The sequence below is a fragment of the Micromonospora matsumotoense genome (genome assembly GCF_050951065.1).
Taxonomy (GTDB): Bacteria; Actinomycetota; Actinomycetes; order Mycobacteriales; family Micromonosporaceae; genus Micromonospora; species Micromonospora matsumotoensis.
In genome coordinates, this window is record NZ_CP192025.1 from 3,296,000 (window position 1) to 3,318,007 (window position 22,008).

Here is a 22,008-nt window from a genome sequence, read left to right on the forward strand (position 1 = left end):
CCGGCCTACCGGCGCGGCTTCGGCGTCGCCCGGGTCCGCACGTAGGGCGGGCCGGCGTAGATCAGGTCGGCCTTCATCAGCTGGTACGACCGCTTGGGCTGGTAGTTCTCGTCGTAGATGGTGGCCAGGCCCTGCGGCGGGTCGTCGAAGGTGCCGGGCACCCAGGAGTGCCGGTCGGTGAAACCCCAGACGGTGAACGACAGGCAGCGCGGCTCGGCCAGGCAGGCCTGCAACAGCACGTGGAAGTTCGCGGCGGACGCCTGCAGCCGCGGGTTGATCTCCTCGGAGTCGCCGGCCTGCACCCCGTCGGTCAACCGGCTGCGCACGTCGACCTCGGTGAACGCGGTGGACAGCCCCAACCCGGCGAACCGGTGCAGCGCGTCGGCGACCTGGAGGGTGTCGTAGTTGCCGTACTGGGTGCCCAGGTGGCCCTGGCTGCCGACCCCGTCGATCGGCACGCCCCGGCCCAGCAGGCCCTTGACCATGTCGAAGACGAACTGGGTCTTGTCGTTGGCCGGGTCGCCGGAGCCGAACGCCTCGATGTTGTAGTCGTTGTAGAACAGCAGGGCGGTCGGGTCGGCGGCGCGGGCCCAGCGGAACGCGTCCGCCACGTAGCCCGGGCCGAGGTGCTCGGCCCAGAAACCCTTGTAGTGCAGGGTGGACGGGGTGTCCCAGGGGTCGCTGACCGCCTCGTTGACCACGTCCCACTGCCAGATCTTGCCCCGGTAGCGGCTGGCCACGGTGGTGATGTGCCGGCGCAGGATCGACCGCAGCTCGGCGTTGTCGATGGAGCCGTCGGCCACCCCGTCGGTCAGCCACTTCGGCAGTTGGCTGTGCCAGACCAGCACGTGGCCCCGGACCTTCTGGCCGTTGCGTCGGGCGGTGGCGACCAGTTCGTCGGCCGCCGACCAGTCGTAGTTGCCCCGGGTGGGTTCCAGGGACTCCCACTTCATCACGTTCTCCGCGGTGACCGAGGAGAACTCGTCGCGCACGATCTCCCGGTAGCGGGGTTCGGCGGGGTCGGCGAGGGCGGCCATGTCGACCGCGGTGCCGACGTACAGGCCGTGGCGCTGGCCCAGGGCGCGCAGGCTCTGCGCGGTCGGGTCGTACGGTCGCTGCGCCGTGGCCGGCACGGCGTTCAACACGCCGGCGGTCGCGACGGCGACCAACCCGGCAGCCATCCACCGTCTGAGCATCATCTGCGGTCCTTTCCCGAGGCGCGTCGACGGGTCGACGGCGGCGAGGGTGGGGGAGGGGCGCGGCACCGGCACCGTGGGGGTGGCCGGTCGCACCGGAGCGTCCGATAGTTGAACATCGATTTCCGGAAGCCGCCTGGAACGTTACGAGCGCGAGCCCCCGGGGTCAACCATCGAAACTTCCGGAACTCCTGGTCAACCCCATTGATCGATCATCGCAACAGTTTCGAGAATCGATCGGATGCTGCCCCCGGGCACGACCACGACCGGCTCCACCCGGAGCCGGTCGTGGTGGGTGTGGGACGGTCAGTGCTCCCGGTAGGTGGCCCGGTCGAAGTCGGCGTGGCCGCCGTCGCCGCCGAGGTCCTGGACCCAGAGCCCGAGGAACGCCCCGGTGAACCCCCAGGCCGCCGGCTCACCGTCGATGATCAGCGCGGCGTGTTCGTCGGACAGGATGGTCGCGTCCAGGTCGATCGGGAGCTGCTGCCAGCCCGCGCCCAGGTCGTAGCCGAAGCGGACCACCGGGCCGTCGAACTCCGCCCGCAGGCCGACCCGGGTGACGCCGTCGGTGTCGACGGTCAGCTCCGGGTGGGCGGTGCGCCGGCCGTTGTCGGAGCTGAGCAGCTCCAGGACGGTGCGCCCGTCGTCCGTCCTGGTCAGGTAGAGGTGATGCCAGTTGAGGGTGTTGTAGTAGGCGGTGATCCCGGCCAACTGGCGGTGGTCGACCGGGTCGAACTCGACCACCGTGTCGAGGGCGCACCGCGTCGCGCCGACCCGCCGGGCGACCAGGCTGGGGGCCTGCCGGCCCACCGGGGACTGCCCACCGTGCACCCGCAGGTGCGACGGGCGGGACCGCAGGTCGATCCAGTCCGGGGTGGCCGGTCGGCGCAACGTCGACCAGGCCGGGCCCAGCTCGGCGGCGTCGAAGTCGTCGGTGGCGGGCTCCGCCGGCCACGGGTGCGCCGGCAGGTCGGGCGCGACGACCTCGTCCGCCGGCACTCCGCCGGGGATGCGGGGCCAACCGTCCGTCGGCCACTCGACGCGCTGGATGGCCGTCTCCCGGCCCAGCACGCAGCTGCCCAGCGGGGAGTAGGGGCGGCCGACCAGGTGGGCCAGATACCACCCACCGTCCGGGGTGCGCACCAGGCTGCCGTGGCCGGCCTTCTGCAACCGCAGGTCGGGGCGACCCACGGAGGTGAGCAGCGGGCCGTCCGGGTCCACCTCGTACGGTCCGAACAGCTCCCGGGACCGGGCCACGGTGACCTGGTGCTCCCAGCTGGTGCCACCCTCGGCGGTGATCAGCCAGTACCAGCCGTCGTGGCGGTAGAGGTGCGGACCCTCGGTGACCCCGACCGGGGTGCCGGTGAACAGGATGCGGGGCCGGCCGACGAGGCGGCGCGCGGCCCGGTCGTACTGCTGGATCTCGATGCCGCCGAAGCGGTCCCGGCCGGGTCGCCAGTCGGCGCTCATGGCGAGCAGCCAGCTGGTGCCGTCGTCGTCGTGGAACAGGGCGGCGTCGAAGCCGCGCCCGTGCAACTTCACCGGCTCGGACCAGGGGCCGGTGATGTCGGGGGCGGTGATCAGGAAGTTCTGCGGGTCCCAGTAGCCGCTGGCGAAGCTGGCCACGTCGCTGTAGACGAGGTGGAACTGGCCGTCGTGGTAGGTCAGGTCGGGCGCCCAGACCCCGTTGGAGTCGCCGCAGCCGCGCAGGTCGAGCAGGCGGCGGTCGGTGATGATCCCGCCCAGCTGTCGCCAGTGCACGAGGTCGCGCGAGTGGTGCAGGCGCACCCCCGGGTACCACTCGAAGGTCGAGGTGGCCAGGTAGTAGTCGTCGCCGACGCGCAGGATCGACGGATCCGGGTGGAATCCGGCGAGGACGGGATTGCGGATCGACCGGGCAGCGGTCGCCACTTCAGCGGTGTCGGTCGACACGGGCACTCCTCGGGGCAGCTCTCGAAACTTTCGGAATCATGGCCATGGTCGGTGAAGCCCTGCACACGCTAGCCGTTTTCCTCGCGATAGGACAGAGGTCTTGACCCGCGCGGAAACAACTCGTAGCGTGCCCGCCATCGATCGGTAATACCGGCGACGCTCTGAAAGTTCCGGAGATACACGTTTCGAAATCGCCGGCTCGACCGGCACCCGAGCACCTCGTGAGTCCCCCGAAGGGATTGATCATGACCGCGCACCTCTCCCGCAGATCGCTGCTCGGCCTCGTCGGCGCCGGTGCCGGCGCGTACCTGCTCAGCGGTTGCAGCGACGACGCCTCCGACGACCCGGACGCCCCGCAGACCATCAACTGGTGGCACATCCAGAACACCGAGCCGATGCTGCCGGTCTGGGCGGCGGTCGCCCAGGAGTACCAGGGCGCACACAGCAACGTGAAGATCGAGATCCAGCCGCTGGAGAACGAGGCGTTCAAGGCCAAGCTGACCACCGCGACCCAGGCCGGCTCCCCGCCGGACCTCTTCCAGTCCTGGGGTGGTGGGGTGCTCAAGCAGCAGGTGGACGCGGGTCTGGTCAAGGACCTCACCGAGACGGTGGCCCCCTGGAAGGACAGCCTGCTGCCGCTGTCCCTGGAGCCCTACACCGTGGACGGCAAGATCTACGGGGTGCCGTTCGACATCGGCATGGTCGGCTTCTGGTACAACAAGGACCTCTTCGCCCAGGCCCAGATCACCGCGCCGCCGGCCACCTGGGCCGAGCTGCTCGACGTGGTCCGCAAGCTCAAGGCCGCCGGGATCACCCCGGTCGCGCTGGCCGGCAAGGACAAGTGGCCGGCCCACTTCTACTGGGCCTACCTGTCCATGCGCATCGGCGGGCTCGGCGCGCTCCAGCAGGCCGCCAAGGACAAGAACTTCGAGACCCCCGACTTCGTAGCCGCCGGTGAGCGGCTCAAGGAACTGGTCGACCTCCAGCCGTTCCAGAAGGGCTTCCTGGGCGCGGAGTACGGCTCGCCGGACGGGCAGGCCGCGACGATGGGCAACGGCCGTGCCGCCCTGGAGCTGATGGGGCAGTGGGCCCCGTCGGTGCAGGCGTCCAGTTCCACCAGCAAGAAGGGGCTCGGCGACAAGCTCGGGTTCTTCCCGTTCCCGGCCGTCGACGGTGGCAAGGGCTCGGCCACCGAGGTGTTCGGTGGCGGCAACGGCTTCGCCGTCGGCAAGGACGCCCCGCCGGCCACCCTGGACTTCCTCAAGACCCTGCTCAGCGTCGATGTGCAGCGCCGGAGCACCAAGACCGGCGCGGTGCTGCCGACGGTCAAGGAAGCCACCGACGCCGTCGCCGACCCGAACAACAAGGTCGTCGCCCAGACGCTGGCCGCCGCCACCGGCTTCCAGCTCTACCTCGACCAGGCCTACCCGCCGGCCGTCGGCCAGCAGGTCAACGACAGCGTCGCCGCCCTGGTCGCCGGCAGCAAGTCACCGGCACAGATCCTCAAGGACATCACCCAGGTGGCGAAGACCCAGTAGTGACGTCCCCACCCCATCGATCACCAGCCGCCGGCGAGAACTGAGTGGAGCAGGCATGACCACGCCATCGACCGTGTCGAATGCGGTACCCGGCGGCCGAGTGACCGACCCGTCGGAGCCGGGGCCGGGCGGCGTACGCCGTACCGGCCGCCGGCCCCGGCCGGGCCGACGCCGGGCCCTGGCCGTCTTCCTCACCCCGTCCCTGCTGCTGTTCCTGCTGCTGGTGCTGGCGCCCATCGTGGTGGCCAGCTACGCCAGCCTCTACAAGTGGAACGGCTTCGGCCTGCCCGAGAACTTCATCGGGCTGGACAACTACACCCGGGCGTTCGGCGACCCGGTGTTCCGGGGCGACCTGTGGCACGGGCTCGTGCTGATCGTGCTCTCCCTGGTGGTCCAGCTGCCGGTCGCGATGGGCCTGGCCATGCTGCTCAACCAGCCGCTGCGGGGACGCGCCATCTACCGGGTGATCTTCTTCGCCCCGTACGTGCTCTCCGAGGTCACCACCGCGGTCCTGTTCAACCTGGTGTTCTCGCCCAACCGGGGGTTGGGTGACGCGATCTCCCGGTTCCTGGGGGCCGATGCCGGCGCCGTCTTCGCCGACCCGGACACCGTCCTGTACGCCGTCTTCCTGGTGGTCTCCTGGAAGTACTTCGGCCTCTACATGATTCTCTTCCTGGCCGCCCGGCAGAACATCCCCAAGGAGCTCAACGAGGCGGCGGTCACCGACGGGGCCAACGCGTGGCAGGCGTTCCGGCTCGTCACCCTGCCGCTGCTCGGTCCGACCATCCGGATCAGCGTGTTCCTGTCGGTCATCGGCACCATCCAGTTGTTCGACATGGTCTGGGTGCTCACCGGCGGTGGCCCGATCCACGCCTCGGAGACCATGGCCGTGACGATGTTCCAGTTCGGCTTCCGCCGCTTCGAGGTCGGCTACGCCAGCGCGATCAGCATCATCATGTTCCTGCTGAGCCTCGTCTTCGCCCTCATCTACCAGCGCGTCGTCCTGCGTCGGGACACCGAGGGCGCTCTCACCGTCCAAGGAGACCAGCGATGACCAGCCCGGCGAACCCGGCCCAGCGGGCCCGCCGCCTCGTGTTGCACCTCGTCTGCATCGTCGTCGGCGCGCTCATCGTCGTGCCGGTCTGGTTCGGGGTGATCGGCGGGTTCAAGGACAACGGGCAGCTCTCCACCAACCCGCTCGGCCTGCCCGACCCCTGGGTGCCCGGCAACTACGTCGAGATCTTCACCGCCGAGGTGTTCTGGCGCAACGTGGGCAACAGCGTCCTGATCGCCGTGGCCAGCACGTTCGTCGTGGTCGCGGCGGCGGCGATGGCCGCGTACGTCTTCGCGCGGTTCGCCTTCCGGGGGCGGGAGTTCCTGGTCACCATCTTCGCGATCGGGCTGATGTTCCCGTTCGCGGTGGCGATCCTGCCGCTGTTCATCCTGCTGCGCGGGATGGGGCTGCTGGACAACCCGCTCGGGGTGATCCTGCCCCAGGCCGCCTTCGGCCTACCGATCACCATCATCATCCTGCGGCAGTTCTTCCGGACCATTCCCGGCGAGGTCGAGGAGGCGGCGACCCTCGACGGCTGCGGTCCCTTCGGGTTCTTCTGGCGGGTCCTGCTGCCGATGGCCCGTCCCGCCCTGGCCACGGTCTCGGTGCTGGCCCTGGTGAGCAGCTGGAACAACTTCATGCTGCCGCTGGTGGTGTTTACCGACCAGAGCTGGTGGACGCTTCCGCTCGGGGTCCAGGCGTTCCAGGGCCAGTACTCCGACGACACCGCGAAGGTGCTCGCGTACGTCGTGCTGTCGATGATCCCGGCGCTGGGCTTCTATGCCATCGCCGAACGTCAGCTCATCGGTGGTCTGTCCGGCAGCGTGAAGGGGTGACGCCGACCTGCTGCGATAGCCTTCTGCGACCGTAGTTCCCACCAGACGAAAGGGCGACCGTGGGCTCCGAGAACGGCAGAAACGTCACCATCGCGATGATCGCGCGGTTGGCGGGCGTCTCCGTGCCCACGGTCTCCCGGGTGATCAACGGCCGGTCCGACGTCGCCCCGCAGACCCGGGAACGGGTGGAGGAGTTGCTCACCCGGCACGGCTACCAGCCCCGCTCGGCGGCGCGACGGACCCAGTCCGCCCTGATCGACCTGGTCTTCAACGACCTGGACAGCCCCTGGGCCGTGGAGATCATCCGGGGGGTGGAGGACGTCGCGCAGGCCAGCGGGGCCGGCACCGTCGTCTCGGCCATCCACCGGCGCACCTCGTCGGCCAAGCAGTGGCTCGACAACATGCGCACCCGGTCCACCGAGGGCGTCATCTTCGTGACCTCGATGGTGGAGCCGCCGTTGCAGGCCGAGCTGCGCCGGCTGCGGCTACCGGTGGTCATCGTCGATCCCGCCGGGGTCGCCCCCCAGGAGGCCCCGACGATCGGGGCGACCAACTGGGCGGGCAGCCTGCGCGCCACCCAGTACCTGCTCGGCCTCGGCCACCGGCGGATCGGCTTCATCGCCGGCCCTCCGCAGCTGATGTGCAGCCGGGCCCGGATGGACGGCTACCGGGCCGCGCTCGACGCCGCCGGCCTCGCCGTCGACGACCGGCTGGTCCGGCCGGGCAACTTCTACCACGAGTCCGGCTACACCGCCGGCATGCACCTGTTGGGCCTGCCCGAACCGCCCACCGCCATCTTCGCCTCCAGCGACCAGATGGCGCTCGGGGTCTACGAGGCGGTCCGCAAGCGTGGCCTGCGGGTGCCCGACGACGTCAGCGTGGTCGGCTTCGACGACCTGCCGGAGGTCCGGTGGTGCTCCCCGCCGCTGACCACGATCCGCCAACCGTTGGCCGAGATGGGCATGCTGGCCGCCCGTACCGTGCTGCGGCTGGCCCGGGGTGAGACGATCGAGAGCCCCCGCGTCGAGCTCGCCACCGATCTGGTCGTCCGCGACAGCGCCGCCGCACCGGGTAGCCGCTGATCCGATCCGATCCGACCCGGGTCTGCGGTCGGCCGATCGTCGCCGGGAGCGGTGCGTCGTGGCCGATCGGACGGCCCGGGCGGCCCGATCGGACGGCATTGCATCGACAGTCATCGAATGCCAGACTGTTCTGGCGTCGTCACGCTCGGGAGCCAGCGTGACCACTCGTGCGCCGATCCGTCGGACACGCGAGGTGGCCGCGCCACCCCGCGCCGGGCAGTCCGCGACGGTGACCACCGGTGGGGGCCGCCGTCGGGCAGGTCGCCCTCGTCCATCGATCGTGGTCGTCCGGCGTCCACCCGGCCACGACAGCCGACGGTCGCGCAGCACCTCACGACAGTCCCGAATCCGGCACCTCAAGCCTGTCCCGGCCGCCGGTGCCCCCGCAACCCCTCGGAGGTACGGATGCTCCGCACGTTCGGCGTGGTGCTGGCTACCACGACCCTGACCCTGGCCGGCTGGGCCGGCACGCTCACCGGCGCCCAGGCGCAACCGGCCCCGGCGGCCACCCCCACGCCCGGTCCCACCTACACGTGTCCCCCGGCGCTGCCGGTCTCCGGTCAGTTCCTGTCGGCCACCACCACGAGCATCACCATCAGGTACTCGATGATCCTCAGCCCGCCGTGCGGATACGACCCGCCGATCACCGTCGTCCTCTTCGCGAGCCGGGAGGACGCCACGGCGTGGCGGAACCCGGTGGCCTCGGCGGTGTCCGGACCGGAACGGTACGGGGACCTGACCGTTGGGGGACTGACCCCGGACAGCGAGTACTGGTTCCGGTTCAGCGCCGGGGACAAGCACGACCCGTACGTGATCAGCGGGCCGGTACGGACCCTCGCCGTCTCGTCGGCGGCGTGTCAGGCGACGGTCACCATCGACAACCGGTGGACCGGCGGATACGCCGCCACCGTCAGCGTCCGCAACACGTCCCAGCAGACGCTCAACGGCTGGCAGGTCACCTGGCGGTGGTCCGGTGACGAACGCATCTCGGCGCTCTGGAACGGCGTGGCCAGCACCTCCGGTGCCGACGTCACGGTGCGCAACGCCTCCTACAACGGGACGCTGACGCCGGGTGGCGGCACGACGTTCGGCATGCTCGTCTGGACCAGCGCGGTGACCGGCGGGCTGACGCTGACCTGCGGCCGGTGACCGTCGGCTCCGACCGGCAGGTGGCGGACGTGCCGGTCGGAGCCGAACAGGCCACAGCGGGGTCCGCACCGGCGTGCTGCCGTCCGCCGGGTGGCGGCACGCCGGTCGGTGGCCCGGGCGGCGCTGACCGTGCCGACCCCCGGTGATCCAGAAGGACCGGTCGACGAGGTGCGGCTACCGCGCGTCATGCGGGGAGCGACTCCGTGATCCGCGCGTACTCGGCGGCCATCTCCGGCGTGGCCAGGAAGTCGTCGAGCGCGGCCGGGACGCGGTAGTCGACCTCCTCGAGGGAGCGGATGGCGAGTTCGTACAGCTCGCCCCGCCGCTGCTCCTCCCGGTAGGTGGTCCAGTGTTCCAGCGCCGAGAGCACGATCAACAGTCCGGGGTCCATGTCGCCCTCGGCGAGGATGCCCTCGTCGATGCGGTCCAGGTGGGCGCGCAGTTCGGTCGCGTCGGCCGAGGCGATGTGCTCCCGGGCGGTGGTCAGCGCTGCCCAGGCGTCCTCGTCGAGGTCATCCTCACCGGCCTCGACGAGCAGATCGGCCCGAACCAGGCGGGTGATGGTCGACAACCCGAAGGTGCGCAGGTCGTCCTCGCCGGCCGCGTCGACCAACTCGCGGATGGCCGCTTCGCACTCGTGGTATCGCACCGCGCCAGGGTAGTGCCCGGCCCCGACGATCACCACGTCCGTCTCAGTGGGCACGTGCCACCCGGCGGGACGCCGAGGTGGCCGGTGCCGGCCGGGACGGAGCGCCCCGGCCGGTGCCGGTGACGCCTACGGCCGCCAGCGGATGCTCGGGTTCACCCGACCGGTCCAGTTGAAGATGGCCATGTTGTCCCACTGGTTGCCGGTGCCGTTGATGTTCGCCGGGTCCCAGCCGTTGCCGGGCACCGCGTACCAGGTCGGCTCCCAGTAGAAGACCCCGATCGCGCCGGCGTTGCGGGCGGTGTCCTGCACCCAGGAGAACTCGGTGGCCTGGCCGCTCCAACTCGCCTGGTGGCCCGCGCAGGGCTCGCCACCGTTGATCGCGTTCGCCTCGTTGTCGGCGTTCGCCGCGGTGAACGGGTACGCCGTCTCGGTGAGCACGACGGGCTTGCCGTACCGGGAACGGACGTCGGTGATGACGTTGTAGAGGTTGGTCAGCGTGCCGTGCCACATGCAGTAGTAGGACAGCGCGGTCAGGTCCCACTGCACGCCCTTGGCCCGGATGCCGTCGTAGAACCAGCGGGCGTGGTCCATGCTGTCCGAGTTGGCGGTGTGGATGATCACCTGGGTGCCACCGTTGCACTGCTTGGTGGCCTGGTAGCCGGCCTTGAGCAGCAGGCTGAGGTTGGTGAAGTCGTTGTTGACGACCTTGCCGTCGTTCCAGAGCATGCCGACGTTGATCTCGTTGCCGATCTGCACGCTGTCCGGTGTGGTGCCCTGGTTGCGCAGGCTGGTGCACACGTCGTAGGTGTAGTTGTAGACGTCGGTCTGGAGTTGGCCGATGCCGTGGTTGGCCCACGCCGCCGGCTTGTACTGCTTGCCGGGGTCGGCCCAGGTGTCGGAGTAGTGGAAGTCGATCATCAGCTTGAGGCCCTTGGCCTTGACCGTCTTCGCGTACGCCAGCACCTTCGCCTTGTTGTTCCAGCCGCTGGCCGGGTTGTTCCAGACCCGCAGCCGGACGTAGTTGACGCCGACGCCCTTGAGGATGTCGAGCGGGTCGCGGGCGGTGCCGCCGGCGTCGTAGTACCGCGCCCCGAGGTCCAGGCTGCGCTGCACGGAGGAGACGTCCGCGCCGAGCATGGTCAGGGTGTTCGCGGCCGCCGCCGGTGCCGGTGGGCCGAGCAGGGCGGCCGGCAGGGCGACCGCCGCGAGGAACGCGACGGCCCAGGCCCGCAGGCGGGAGCGGTACGGAGTCATCCGGACCTCCTCGGTGGTGGGGGTGGTGGTGGGGTGACCTGCCCGGCGTCACCGACGGCGGCACAAATCGACAACCATGACTATAGCGGGGTGCGGGGCGGTCGACTCCGTGCCGGCAACGCGAAGCGGGCCACCCGGGAACCCGGATGACCCGCCCGCTGTGTCACGGTCAGAGGTTCAGGCTCCAACTGTTGACGTAACCGGTGTCGAGGCTCGCCGTGTCCTGGACCCGCAGCCGCCAGCTTCCGTTCGCCGCCTCCGAGGAGAGGTTCACGGTGTACGTCTGGTCGATGTTGTCGGTGCTGCCACCGGAGCGGTTCTGCAGCGTGTACACGCTGCCGTCCGGGGCGACCAGGCTGACCACCAGGTCACCGATGTAGGTGTGCACGATGTGCACCTCGACCTTGCTCGCGGTCGACGGGGTCGCCGCGCAGCCGCTGATCACGATCGCGCTCTCCACCGTCGTGTTGTCGGCGATCGGGACGTCGGTGCCGTTCGTGCCGGAGCAGCCCGGCAGCCCGTTCACCGTCAGGTTCAGGGTGGCCGTCCGGGCGATCGAGGGCGAGGTGCCCACCACCGTGATCGCCACCGTGCCGCTGCCGGCAGTGGCGGCGGCGCTGACCGTGACCGTGGTCGACCCACCCGCGGTGACCGACGTCGGGCTGAACGAGACGGTCACCCCGGCCGGCAGCGGGCCGGTCGAGAAGGTGACCGTCTCGGCGGTGCCCCGGACGACCGTGGTGGAGACCGTGGCGGTGCCCGAGGTGCCCGGGTTGAGGGTGAGCGTCGTCGGGGCGACCGAGACGGAGAAGTCGTTGGCGGCGCAGGACTCGGTGCCGGTCACGTTCACCGCGGTCCAGGCGGCCATCACCGCCTTGTACTCGGTGGAGCACAGGCCGTAGAGGTCGGTGGCGGCCGACAGGGTGTGCAGCCGCGCGGTGTTGGTCGGCTGGGCGGTGTTCACGTAGCGGGTGTTGGAGACGAAGTACGCGTCCAGGGCGCGGAACCAGATCTTCTCCGCCTTCCCCCGGCCGATCCCGGTCACCGGCGGGGCCGAGCCGCACAGCGGTGAGGTGCCGTACGAGGTAGCCCCGGAGCCCTCGGCCAGGTTGAAGAAGAAGTGGTTGGCCACGCCGGACGAGTAGTGCACGTCGATGCTGTTGGTGCTGCTCGACCAGCAGCCGTGCGAGGAGCCGTCCAGCGTCGGGTTGTACATGTAGCGCAGCGGGGTGCCGTTGCCGTTGATGTTGATCTTTTCGCCGACCTGGTAGTCGCCCGGGTCGGCGGTGGTGTTGGCGTAGAACTCCACCATGTTGCCGAAGATGTCGCTGGTGGCCTCGTTCAGGCCGCCGGACTCGCCGGAGTAGGTCAGGCCGCCGGGCACCACGTTCTCGGTGACACCGTGGGACATCTCGTGGCCGGCCACGTCGAGCGAGACCAGCGGCTTGGCGTTGCCCGCGCCGTCGCCGTAGGTCATCTGCGCGCCGTCCCAGAAGGCGTTGACGTAGGCGTTGCCGTAGTGCACCCGGCTCGGCACGCCGGTGCCGTTGCCGAAGATGCCGTTGCGGCCGTGCACGTTGGTGAAGTAGTCGAAGGTCGCCGCCGCGCCGAAGTGCGCGTCGACCGCGGCGGACTGCCGGTTCGAGGCTGCCCCGGTGCCCCACACGTTGTCGGCGTCGGTGAACGTGGTGCAGGTCGACGTGCCGTTGTTCATGTCGCAGGTCCGACCGTTGCCCCGGGCCGGGTCGATCATGCTGTAGGTCGAGCCGGACAGCGTGGTGTTGACCGCGACCGGGCCGGAGTAGACGCTGTTGCCGGTGCCGACGACGGACTCGATCTCGTCGTACGAGCCGATCCGGGCGCCGGTGAGCGCGTCGCTGATCACGTGCAGCTTGGAGGGGGTCTGCCCGTCCGGGGCCCAGCCGGTGACGACGGTCTCCCAGGCGAGTCGGCCGGTGCCGCTGCTGGCGTCGACGAACAGCTCCGCCGCCCCGGTGTCGGTGACCTTGCCGGAGAACGCGGTGGTCGCCGCCTTGCGCGCCTTCGCCGCGCTGATCTTCGGGGTGGTGGCGAGGGTCAACGGAGCGGCCAGGCCGACCGAACTGCCCGCGTAGTCGCCGTCGGCCTCGGTGCGGATCACGAAGTCCCCGCCGTAGACGCGCAGCCCGTCGTAGGTGCGGGTGTAGCGGACCGCGCCGCCGCCCTTGGCGTCCCGCCGGCTGCTGTGCACGGCGTAGCGGTCCTTCGCCGAGGACCTGACGGCTCCGGCGTGCTCCTTGAGGGCGGTGTCGGCGGCGGCGACCAGCGCCGGCCCCGGGGTGGATGGTGGGGCTGCGGACACACTCGTGGTGGTGACCACGAGACCGCTGCCGACCAGCATGGTGACGCCGGCCAGCGCTAGGGCTGATCTCAAACTGACCTCCCCAATCCGAGATGCTCTCGCATCCATCGATATCGAGATCATCGTCGGCTGTGGAGAGTCTGGGAAGACGGTTGTCGATGGCTATTCATACCGAGTTGCCCATCCGGGCGATGTTATGACCGACGAGTTGTGCCCGGGGTGTTCCATCCCTGTTACGGACGGAACACCCCGGCAACACCCGCTCGCGCCGTCAGCGCAATCCGGCGAACAGGTCGTCCTCGGGCAGCGCCGCCCCGGTGGTGTCGCGGACCCGGACGAAGGTCTCCCGACCCATCAGCTCGACGAACCGGTCCCGGCCCAGCCGCAGGAAGAAGATGTTCTCGGTCTGGCTGGCGTGGGCGGCCAGCGCGTCGAACTTCTGCGTGCCGTAACTGCTGGTGTCCACCCAGGTGGTGATCTCGTCGTCGGGCAGACCGAGCTGCGGCCCCGGTGCGTCCCCCGCGTCCGGCTCGGCCCACTCGACGCCGAGCTCCTTCATCACCCGGCCGAACTCGGCGAACGCGGTGTGCGGGATGGTGGTCCAGTAGACCTTCGCCGGAATGTCGGTCATCGCCACGGCGGCCATGGTGATCCGGTGGGCCTGGATGTGGTCGGGGTGGCCGTAGAAGCCGTTCTCGTCGTAGGTGACCACCACGTCCGGCCGGTAGCGGCGGATCAGCTCCGCGAGCCGGTCCGCCGCCTCGACCACCGGCGTGGTCCAGAACGCGCCGGGCAGCTCGTTGTTCGGCCAGCCCATCATCCCGGAGTCGGCGTAGCCGAGCGTCTCCAGGTGGCTGACCTTCAACGCCGCGCAGCTGGCCTCCAACTCCTCCTGCCGCATCGCCACCACCGCCGCCGGGTCGTGCCCCGGCTCACCCGGCTTGACCCCGCCGGGACCGTCGCCGCACCGCCCGTCGGTGCAGGTCACCAGCACCGTGGTGATGCCCTCCGCCGCATACCGGGCCAGCACGCCACCGGTGCTCGTCGCCTCGTCGTCGGGGTGCGCATGCACCGCCATCAGGGTCAGACCTCGCTCAGCCATGTCCTCACCCTAGGCGTCCCGACCGACGACGGTCGGTACCGGCCCGGTGGGGGAGCCGGGCCTCGGCCGATCGTCGCCGCCCGGACAACCCGCCCCGGAGCGTCGGTGTCGTCGGCCGGTCCGGGTGTTCCACCGCTCGCGTACCGACGCACCCGGATGCACCGCCGGGCCACCGCGCGTCGGGGCGTGGGCAGATAATGGACGCCATGACCACCACCTGGAACGTCCCGGGTCTGCCGTTCGTCCTGTCACCGTCTCCCGAGGAGGCGTGGACGATCGCCGAGGCGGACGGTGTGGTGACCGGGTCGGCGGCCCCGCGCAGCGACATCTTCATCGACCCGGCGGCGGGCGACCCGCTCCACGCCGAGCCGACGCTCACCGCGGCGACCCTGCTCGGCCTCCCCCCGGACGGCGACTTCCAGTTCAGCGCCCGGGTCACCGTCGACTTCGCGGCGACCTACGACGCCGGGGTGCTGCTGCTCTGGGTCGACGAGCGGCACTGGGGCAAGCTCTGCTTCGAGTTCTCCCCCGACGGTGAGCCGATGATCGTCTCGGTGGTCGGCCGGGGTGTCGCCGACGACGCCAACGCCTTCGTCGTCGACGCCCGTACGGTGTGGCTGCGGGTGTCCCGGATCGACCACGCCTTCGCCTACCACGCCTCGGTCGACGGGCAGACCTGGCGGATGGTCAGGTATTTCACCGTCGACGGCGCGGCTACCGCCACCACGATCGGCTTCGAGGCGCAGTCGCCGACCGGGGAGGGCTGCCGGGTCACCTTCGACGACATCCACTTCACCCGCGACCGGCTGGCCGACCTGCGCGACGGCTCCTGACCCGCGCCCCGGTCGCCGCCGCCGATCCTCCGGATGGGTGCGGACGTTCGACCCGGACGGCGTCGCCCCGGACGAGTTCGTCGTGGATGCGCCGGCGGGCGGCGGTGACGGCGCGGCCGGCGCGTACGTCGCCGTCGGCGAGACGCTGCCGCAGCAACCGCAGGGCAGCGGCGCGGTTGAGGCTGAACTGCCGTTCGGTGTCCACCACGACGACGAGGCCCGAGGGCCGGTGGGTCGCCCGTGCCGCCGTGCTGACCTTGTTCCGGTGTTGGCCGCCGGGCCCCCCGGTGCGACAGGCGACGATGTGCACGTCGGCCTCGGTGAACGTCGTGGCCGGGGTGTCCACCCGGCACGGCCGGGCGGTGACGTACCAGTTCTTCCGACCCGTCGCGGGCCGGTACGGGCTGGGGGCCTGCCAGCACAGGGTGCCGGTCCACGCGGCGGCGACCGCCTCCGCGTCGGCCCCGGTGAGCCGGACCAGGACCGACCGGTAGGTGGCGGGCCGGTCACCGGCGACGGTCTCGACCCGGTGGGTGGTCACCCGGTGCCGGGTGGCGTCGGCCGCCAGCCGGTCCAGCAGCCGGGCCACCGCCCAGGCGCACTCCTGCGGGCCCCGCCCGGCCGACAGGAGTAGGTGGACGCTCATGTCCGACCTCGCCGCCGACGTTCGTCCCGACGTGCCGGTCGCAGGTCGGACCCGAGGTCGGGTGTCTTGTAGGTGACCAGTGGGACGGTGCTCGCCACGGGAGTGGCCAGGTCGTGGTCGACCAGGTCGGCGATCACCTGTTCGATGCGTTTGTAGGCCGTCGGTGCCTCCTCGAAGAGCAACTGCCGGTCGCCGCACACCACCAGCGAACCGACCGGCGTCCGCCGCAACTGGGCGACCGTGTGCTTGGCCCGGCCCCGACGCAGCGCGTCGGCGCGGGACATCTTGCGGCCCGCGCCGTGCGCCACGGAGTGGTTGGCCGCCGGCCCCGCGTGGCCGGCGACGAGGAAGGACCGGGTGCCCCGGGTGCCGGCGACCAGCACGTCGCGGCCGTCGCCCGGAGCCGCACCCTTGCGGTGCAGGTAGCCGCCGTCACGGACCTCGACCAGGTTGTGGCACTGGTCGACGATCGGCGCGGTGGGCTCGGCCCCCAGGGCGTGGGCGACCCGGGCAGCCAGCAGCCGCCGGTTGAGCGCACCCCAGCGGACGGCGTCGTGGTGCCGCGCCAGGTAGGCGGCCGGATCGGGGGCGGGCCCCGCGCCGTGGGCCTCGGTGTGTGCCCGCAGGATCCGCTCGCCCAGGCCCCGGGATCCGCTGTGGACGATGAGCACGAGGTCGCCGGCGTCGAGCCCGAGCCGGCGCGCGTGGTCCGCCGCGAAGACGGTCTCGATCCGGGCCAGTTCGACGAAGTGGTTGCCCCGACCGACCGTGCCGAGGCCCTCGACGTGGCCGGCGGGCGGATCGCCGGCCGCGACGGCCCAGGCCGGATCGTCGGCGTCCCGCGCGGGGTCCAGCGCCCGGTCCAGGTCGGGAAAGCGGGCGGCGAGCCGCTCGGGTACGGCGCGCCTGAGGCTGATCGGGAAGACGGCGATGCCGCACCCGATGTCGGAGCCCACCAGATGTGGGTAGAGCACGGTCGACGCCATCGCGGCGCCGATCGGGGCGCCCTTGCCCGGGTGCAGGTCGGGCATGGCGGCGACGTGGCGCATGCCGTCGAGGGCGGCCACCTGGTGGCACTGCCGGACGGCGTCGGACTCGATCCAGCTCTCGGGGGAGGCGAAGACGGTGACGGTGGCCATGGTCGGCTGCGGCAGGGAACCCTGCCGGGGGTGGTGCTCGGGCACGGACGCTCACTTCGGGAACGGGGAGTCGACGGACGGCGTGACGGCGCTATGCGGCGTCACGGGCCTGCGGGGACAAGGGGGTGGTGTCCGTCAGAACGTCATGCCCACCAGCATGGCCCGCCGGACCGGTCGCGCCAACCGGTTTTCCGGTCGGCCGGGCGCTCAGCCGACCCGCACGCCCAGCGGATCGGCGAGCAACCGCGCGAAGCCGAGTTCCGCCGCGCCGACCAGGGTGGCGTCGTCACCGAGGGCGGAGACCCGCAGCTGCGCCCGGGTACGCGAGACCGGCAGGACGTTGGCGGCGATCCGTTCCTGGACGTGCGTCGCCGCGCCCCGGTACACCTCCCGCAGCACGCCACCGAAGATCACCATGCCGGGATTGAACAGGTTGATCACGTTGGCCACCCCGATGCCCAGCCAGTCGCCGACGGTCCGCAGGGCGTCGCGGGCCGCCGGCTCGCCGCGATCGGCCGCCTCGACCACCTCGCGGACCGCGTCACGGCCGATCAGGTCGGCGGGGCGACCGGCCGCGTCGAGCAGCGCCCGCTCACCGACCTCCGCCTCCAGGCAGCCGCGCGAGCCACACCCGCACGGCCTCCCGTCGTACGGGTTGACGAGCATGTGACCGACCTCGGAGCCGTACCCGCCGTCACCGCCGAGCAACTCGCCGCCGACGATGATCCCGCCACCGACCCCGACGTCGCCGTGCAGGTAGACCAGGTTGCGCACCCCGACGCCCACCCCGCGTTGGTGCTCGGCCAGCGCGCCCAGGTGGGCCTCGTTGCCGACCAGGACCGGTAGGCCGAGATCGAGCCGACGCCCCAGCTCCGCGCCGAACGCCTGGTCCACCCAGCCCAGGTCGGGACCGAACCGCACCATCCCGTCACCGGGCCGGATCATCCCGCAGTACGACGCGCCGAGCCCGACGCAGACCGCCCCCGGTGTCGCCGTCCGGTGCAGGTCACGCCCGAAGTCGGCCAGCACCCGTACCACGGTGTCCAGATCGACGCCCGCGCGGGCCCGGTGCGCCTCCCGGCGGTCCTGGATCTCCCCGCCCAGCCCGACCCGGGCGGCCACCAGCCGGTCCACCGCGATGTCGAAGGCGAGCACGTAGGCCCGGTCGGTCGCCGGCCGGACCACCAGGGACGGTCGACCGGCCCGCCCGGTCAGCTCGGGGAAACCCTCCCGCACCAGGCCGGCCGCGACCAGGTCGGTGGTGAGCGCCAGGACCGTGCTGCGGTTGACACCCAGCCACTCGGCCAGCCCGGCGCGCGACACCGGGCCGCCGAGGTGCACCCGCCGCAGCAGGGCGCTCAGGCTCCGGCGACGGCTGACACCCGCCGACTGCCCGTCCACGGTCGGACTCTTCGGCATCACGAGGCGGACCCTGTCGATCGGCGGCGGACTACCCGTCGAGCGTAGTTGCCGCTGCCGCCGTGCGTCACCTCGCGCGCCCGGCCGGTGACCGTCCCCACCCACCGGTGCGGGCCCCGCGGGTCGCGGAGCCCGCACCGGGCGTCGGGTCAGCCGTCGATCCGGGTGATGTTGCGGATCTTGTTGACCGCGTCCAGGGCGGCGACCTTGTACGCCTCGGACAGGGTCGGGTAGTTGAAGACCGTGTCGATCAGGTAGTCGACCGTGCCGCCGCAGCCCATCACCGTCTGCCCGATGTGGACGATCTCGGTCGCGCCGGTGCCGAACACGTGCACCCCGAGCAGCCGGCCGTCCTGCGGGGAGACGAGCAGTTTCAACATGCCGTACGAGTCGCCGACGATCTGCCCCCGGGCCAGCTCGCGGTACCGGGCGATGCCGACCTCGAACGGGGTGGAGCTGTTGGTCAGCTCCTCTTCGGTCTTGCCGACGAAACTGATCTCCGGAATCGTGTAGATGCCGATCGGCTGCAACTCCTGGAGTTCGCGGGCCGGCTCGCCGCAGGCGTGCTGCGCGGCCATCCGGCCCTGCTCCATCGAGGTGGACGCCAACGCCGGGAAGCCGATCACGTCACCCACCGCATAGATGTGTTCCACGCTGGTGCGGTAGTGCTCGTCGACCGAGATCCGGCCGCGCTTGTCGGCCTCCAGGCCCGCCGCGTCCAGGGCCAGGTCGTCGGTCTGCCCCTGCCGGCCGGCGGAGTACATCACCGTGTCGGCGACGATCTTCTTGCCGCTCTTGAGGATGCACAGCGCGGCGTTCTGGTGCTTCTCCACCGCGGCGACCTCCTCGCCGAAGCGGAACGTCACCGAAAGGTCACGCAGGTGGTACTTGAGCGACTCGATGATCTCCTCGTCGCAGAATTCGAGCATCCGGTCGCGGCGTTCCACCACGGTCACCTTCGTGCCCAGCCCGGCGAACATGGAGGCGTACTCCATACCGATCACGCCGGCACCGACCACGACCATGCTGCGCGGCACGGCCCGCAGGTTGATCACCCCGTCGGAGTCGACGATCGTCCGGTCGTCGAAGTCGACGCTGTCCGGCCGGGCCGGTCGGGTGCCGGCGGCGATGACGGCCTTGTCGAAGGTGATCCGGGTGTCGTGTCCGGAGCCGCCGTCCACCCAGATCGAGTGCGGGTCGGCGAACCGACCGGTGCCGGTGATCAGCGCGACCCGGTTACGGGACAACTGGTTGCGGATCACGTCGGTCTGCCGCTCGATCACGTGCTGGGTCCGGGCGGCCAGGTCGGCGACGGTGATCTCCTCCTTGACCCGGTAGCTGCTGCCGTAGAGGTCCCGCTGGCTCAGGCCGGTCAGATAGAGCACGGCCTCCCGCAGCGTCTTGGAGGGGACGGTGCCGGTGTTGATGCACACCCCACCGATCATGTCGCGGCGGTCCACGATGCCGACCCGCCTACCGAGCTTCGCGGCGGCGATCGCGGCCTTCTGACCGCTGGGCCCGGAGCCCAGCACCAACAGGTCGTAGTCATACACGGCACCCAGCCTTGCAAGCTGCCGCAACTTCCGCCAGTCGTGATCGTCGCGCGCCGGACGGCAGCACCTTGTCATCGACGGCTGACCGGCCCGGTGCTGCTACCCTGACCGGCCCGAACTCCGCGACCGCCCGGCAGAGCGCCGTGGGACGACGCTACGGTGGGCCGGTCGCCCCGGCCCACCGCCGTGGCCGCGTCCCGACGGGGTACGCGCCGACGGGCGACGCCGGAACGCGACGAGGGGATCAGGTGACGGCAGCGTCATGACCGACTACGGACACGAGTTGCTGTTCGGCGGCTTCCTGACCCCCGACGCCCGGCAGCCGGCGCAGGTCGTCGCCCGGGCCAGGCTCTGCGAGCAGGTCGGCCTGGACCTCGTCACCTTCCAGGACCACCCCTACCAGCCGGGTTTCCTCGACACCTGGACGTTGATGTCCTACCTGGCGGCGGCGACCAGCCGGATCCGGTTGGCCGGCAACGTGCTCAACCTGCCGCTGCGGCAGCCGGTGGTGCTGGCCCGTAGCGTCGCCAGCCTGGACCTGCTCAGCGGCGGCCGGGTCGAACTCGGCCTCGGCACGGGCGCGTTCTGGGACGCCATCGAGGCCAACGGGGGTCGACGGCTCGCCCCCGGGCAGGCCGTGGACGCGCTGGACGAGGCGATCCGGATCATCCGGGAGGTGTGGGCCGCCGACCGGCGCGGCGGGGTACGGGTCGACGGCGAGCACTACCGGGTGCTCGGCGCGAAGCGCGGTCCCGCCCCGGCGCACCCGGTGGGGATCTGGGTCGGCGCGTACAAGCCGAGGTTGTTGCGGTTGGTGGGGCGGACGGCGGACGGCTGGCTGCCGTCGCTTTCGTACCTGCCGAAGGGGTCGGCGGAGCTGGCAGACCTCAACGCGCTCGTCGACGAGGGCGCGTCGGCGGCCGGGCGGGACCCCGCCGAGGTGCGGCGGCTGCTGAACGTCTCCGGCCGGTTCACCCGTGCCGGTGCGGGTTTCCTCGACGGGCCGCCGCAGCAGTGGGCGCGGGAGCTGGCCGACCTGGTGCTGACGCACGGCACCTCGGGTTTCATCCTCGGCACCGACGACCCCACCAGCATCCAGCTGTTCGCCCAGGAGGTCGCCCCCGCCGTCCGCGAACTGGTCGCCGCCGAGCGGGCCGGGTCGACCGCGCCCGGGTCGGCCGGGTCGGCCGGTTCATCGGGGCCGGCGGGCGAAGGCGCACCGGCCGGGTCGGCCGAGGACGCTCCGGCCGGGTCGGGCTCAGTGACGCCGGCCGGGTCGGGCGAGGGCGGGTCGGCGGCGGGCTCCGGCCGTCCGGCCGGTGCGCAGCCGGGGGAGGTCGTCCGGGCCGGGGGTGTCGCCGGGCTCGCGGTCACCCCCACGCCCGCCCCGCAGGTACGGCACAGCGACCACCGGCTCTGGGACGAGTCGACCCGGCCGGTCGCCCCGCCCGCCCCGCAGGGGCACGTCTACTCCCCGCAGGCCCAGGCCGCCGGCGGGCACCTCGTCGACGTCCACGACCACCTGCGTCGGGAGCTGAGCGAGATCCGCGACCTGCTCGACCAGGTCCGGCGGGGGGTGGTCTCCGCCGGGGACGCCCGGGGCGTGCTCAACCGGATGACCATGCGGCAGAACAACTGGACGCTGGGGGCGTACTGCGCCGCGTACTGCACGCTGGTGACCCAGCATCATGGGCTGGAGGACGACGCGATCTTCCCGCACCTGCGGCGGGCCGATCCGGGGCTGGTGCCGGTGATCGACCGGCTGGCGCAGGAACACGTGGTGATTCACGACGTCGTCGAGGGCGTCGACCGGGCCCTGGTCGCGCTGATCGAGGACCCGGGTCGGCTCACCGAGCTGCAACGGGCGGTGGACGTGCTCACCGACACCCTGCTGTCCCATCTGTCCTACGAGGAACAGAACCTCGTCGAACCGTTGGCCCGGTACGGCTTCTACCCCGGGCAGCTCTGACCGGGTACGCCCACCCTCGCCCGGCGGCTGGTCGACCCGCTCGGTCGACCAGCCGCCTCAGGCCGGTGTCGCGGGGGCGAGCACCTCGGAGCCGGACCAGTCGATGTGCTCGTCGGCGAGGGCCCGGTCGGGCTCGCCGTCCTCGTCCAGGGTGCTGTACGAGGCGTAGAACCGGCCGAAGCCGTACCCGCCGGTGGTGAGGGTGGCCAGCGCCCACGGCCGCAGGTTGGCGGGGAGCTTCTCCGGGTAGCGGCGGTCGACGGTGACCTGGACGACCCCGAGCAGGTCGTAGGACTGCTCTGTTGAGTAACGCCTT

The 22,008-nt window shown here is 71.3% G+C and carries 17 protein-coding genes; 7 read left to right on the forward strand and 10 right to left on the reverse strand.

All coding sequences use genetic code 11. The features are described from left to right. Positions 1 to 5 precede the first annotated feature (5 nt). Both ACQP1S_RS14490 and ACQP1S_RS14495 read right to left on the reverse strand, forming a co-directional pair. Positions 6 to 1,199 carry an endo-1,4-beta-xylanase gene (locus ACQP1S_RS14490; RefSeq protein ID WP_432907029.1) on the reverse strand — a complete coding sequence of 398 codons (1,194 nt, stop codon included), beginning with the start codon at positions 1,197 to 1,199 and terminating at the stop codon, positions 6 to 8. Positions 1,200 to 1,502: 303 nt separating this feature from the next. Continuing rightward, entirely contained in the window at positions 1,503 to 3,128 is a 1,626-nt protein-coding gene (locus ACQP1S_RS14495) for a glycoside hydrolase family 43 protein (protein WP_432907031.1), read from the reverse strand. Between the two features lie 245 nt (positions 3,129 to 3,373). Here ACQP1S_RS14495 and ACQP1S_RS14500 point away from each other — a divergent pair, with 245 nt between their 5' ends. The 5 genes from ACQP1S_RS14500 to ACQP1S_RS14520 all read left to right on the forward strand — a co-directional run bounded on the left by ACQP1S_RS14500 (position 3,374) and on the right by ACQP1S_RS14520 (position 8,787). Next, a complete protein-coding gene (locus ACQP1S_RS14500) occupies positions 3,374 to 4,666 on the forward strand; it encodes an extracellular solute-binding protein (protein ID WP_091239593.1) in 1,293 nt (430 codons plus the stop codon). Between the two features lie 100 nt (positions 4,667 to 4,766). Further along, positions 4,767 to 5,720 carry a carbohydrate ABC transporter permease gene (locus tag ACQP1S_RS14505; RefSeq protein WP_432907033.1) on the forward strand — a complete coding sequence of 318 codons (954 nt, stop codon included), beginning with the start codon at positions 4,767 to 4,769 and terminating at the stop codon, positions 5,718 to 5,720. Beyond that, positions 5,717 to 6,556 carry a carbohydrate ABC transporter permease gene (locus tag ACQP1S_RS14510; RefSeq protein ID WP_091239601.1) on the forward strand — a complete coding sequence of 280 codons (840 nt, stop codon included), beginning with the start codon at positions 5,717 to 5,719 and terminating at the stop codon, positions 6,554 to 6,556. The genes ACQP1S_RS14505 and ACQP1S_RS14510 overlap by 4 nt, the downstream gene beginning before the upstream one ends. Before the next feature lie 95 nt (positions 6,557 to 6,651). Continuing rightward, positions 6,652 to 7,638: a LacI family DNA-binding transcriptional regulator gene (locus tag ACQP1S_RS14515; RefSeq protein ID WP_432907035.1), complete on the forward strand. Its 987-nt coding sequence runs from the start codon at positions 6,652 to 6,654 to the stop codon at positions 7,636 to 7,638. A gap of 405 nt (positions 7,639 to 8,043) precedes the next feature. Further along, positions 8,044 to 8,787, forward strand: coding sequence for a cellulose binding domain-containing protein (locus ACQP1S_RS14520; RefSeq protein WP_432907037.1), 744 nt, complete (start codon positions 8,044 to 8,046; stop codon positions 8,785 to 8,787). A gap of 184 nt (positions 8,788 to 8,971) precedes the next feature. On the opposite strand, the gene ACQP1S_RS14525 is transcribed toward ACQP1S_RS14520, so the two are convergent. The 4 genes from ACQP1S_RS14525 to ACQP1S_RS14540 form a co-directional block, all read right to left on the reverse strand. Further along, positions 8,972 to 9,490, reverse strand: coding sequence for a hypothetical protein (locus tag ACQP1S_RS14525; protein ID WP_432907038.1), 519 nt, complete (start codon positions 9,488 to 9,490; stop codon positions 8,972 to 8,974). A 72-nt stretch (positions 9,491 to 9,562) separates the two neighbouring features. Then, complete coding sequence (locus ACQP1S_RS14530; protein ID WP_432907040.1) at positions 9,563 to 10,690, reverse strand: glycoside hydrolase family 53 protein; 1,128 nt, start codon at positions 10,688 to 10,690, stop codon at positions 9,563 to 9,565. A gap of 169 nt (positions 10,691 to 10,859) precedes the next feature. Next, the gene (locus ACQP1S_RS14535; protein ID WP_432907041.1) at positions 10,860 to 13,103 is read right to left on the reverse strand and encodes a M4 family metallopeptidase; all 2,244 of its coding nucleotides are present in this window, start codon (positions 13,101 to 13,103) and stop codon (positions 10,860 to 10,862) included. A 199-nt stretch (positions 13,104 to 13,302) separates the two neighbouring features. Further along, positions 13,303 to 14,133, reverse strand: a complete 831-nt coding sequence (locus tag ACQP1S_RS14540) for a PIG-L family deacetylase (protein ID WP_432907043.1) — start codon at positions 14,131 to 14,133, stop codon at positions 13,303 to 13,305. A 206-nt stretch (positions 14,134 to 14,339) separates the two neighbouring features. Here ACQP1S_RS14540 and ACQP1S_RS14545 point away from each other — a divergent pair, with 206 nt between their 5' ends. Next, complete coding sequence (locus ACQP1S_RS14545) at positions 14,340 to 14,966, forward strand: DUF1349 domain-containing protein (protein WP_432907045.1); 627 nt, start codon at positions 14,340 to 14,342, stop codon at positions 14,964 to 14,966. On the opposite strand, the gene prfH is transcribed toward ACQP1S_RS14545, so the two are convergent. The 4 genes from prfH to sthA form a co-directional block, all read right to left on the reverse strand. Then, on the reverse strand, positions 14,926 to 15,612 hold the full coding sequence (gene prfH / locus ACQP1S_RS14550; protein ID WP_432907047.1) for a peptide chain release factor H: 687 nt from the start codon (positions 15,610 to 15,612) through the stop codon (positions 14,926 to 14,928). The two genes, ACQP1S_RS14545 and prfH, sit on opposite strands and share 41 nt — an antisense overlap. Continuing rightward, positions 15,609 to 16,751, reverse strand: a complete 1,143-nt coding sequence (locus ACQP1S_RS14555; protein ID WP_432908032.1) for an RNA ligase RtcB family protein — start codon at positions 16,749 to 16,751, stop codon at positions 15,609 to 15,611. The genes prfH and ACQP1S_RS14555 overlap by 4 nt, the downstream gene beginning before the upstream one ends. Positions 16,752 to 16,958: 207 nt before the next feature. Next, positions 16,959 to 18,170: an ROK family protein gene (locus ACQP1S_RS14560; RefSeq protein WP_432907048.1), complete on the reverse strand. Its 1,212-nt coding sequence runs from the start codon at positions 18,168 to 18,170 to the stop codon at positions 16,959 to 16,961. Positions 18,171 to 18,319: 149 nt separating this feature from the next. Next, positions 18,320 to 19,723, reverse strand: a complete 1,404-nt coding sequence (gene sthA, locus ACQP1S_RS14565; RefSeq protein ID WP_432907050.1) for a Si-specific NAD(P)(+) transhydrogenase — start codon at positions 19,721 to 19,723, stop codon at positions 18,320 to 18,322. Between the two features lie 262 nt (positions 19,724 to 19,985). Here sthA and ACQP1S_RS14570 point away from each other — a divergent pair, with 262 nt between their 5' ends. Continuing rightward, positions 19,986 to 21,692: an LLM class flavin-dependent oxidoreductase gene (locus tag ACQP1S_RS14570; RefSeq protein ID WP_432907051.1), complete on the forward strand. Its 1,707-nt coding sequence runs from the start codon at positions 19,986 to 19,988 to the stop codon at positions 21,690 to 21,692. The last annotated feature ends 316 nt before the right edge of the window (positions 21,693 to 22,008 follow it).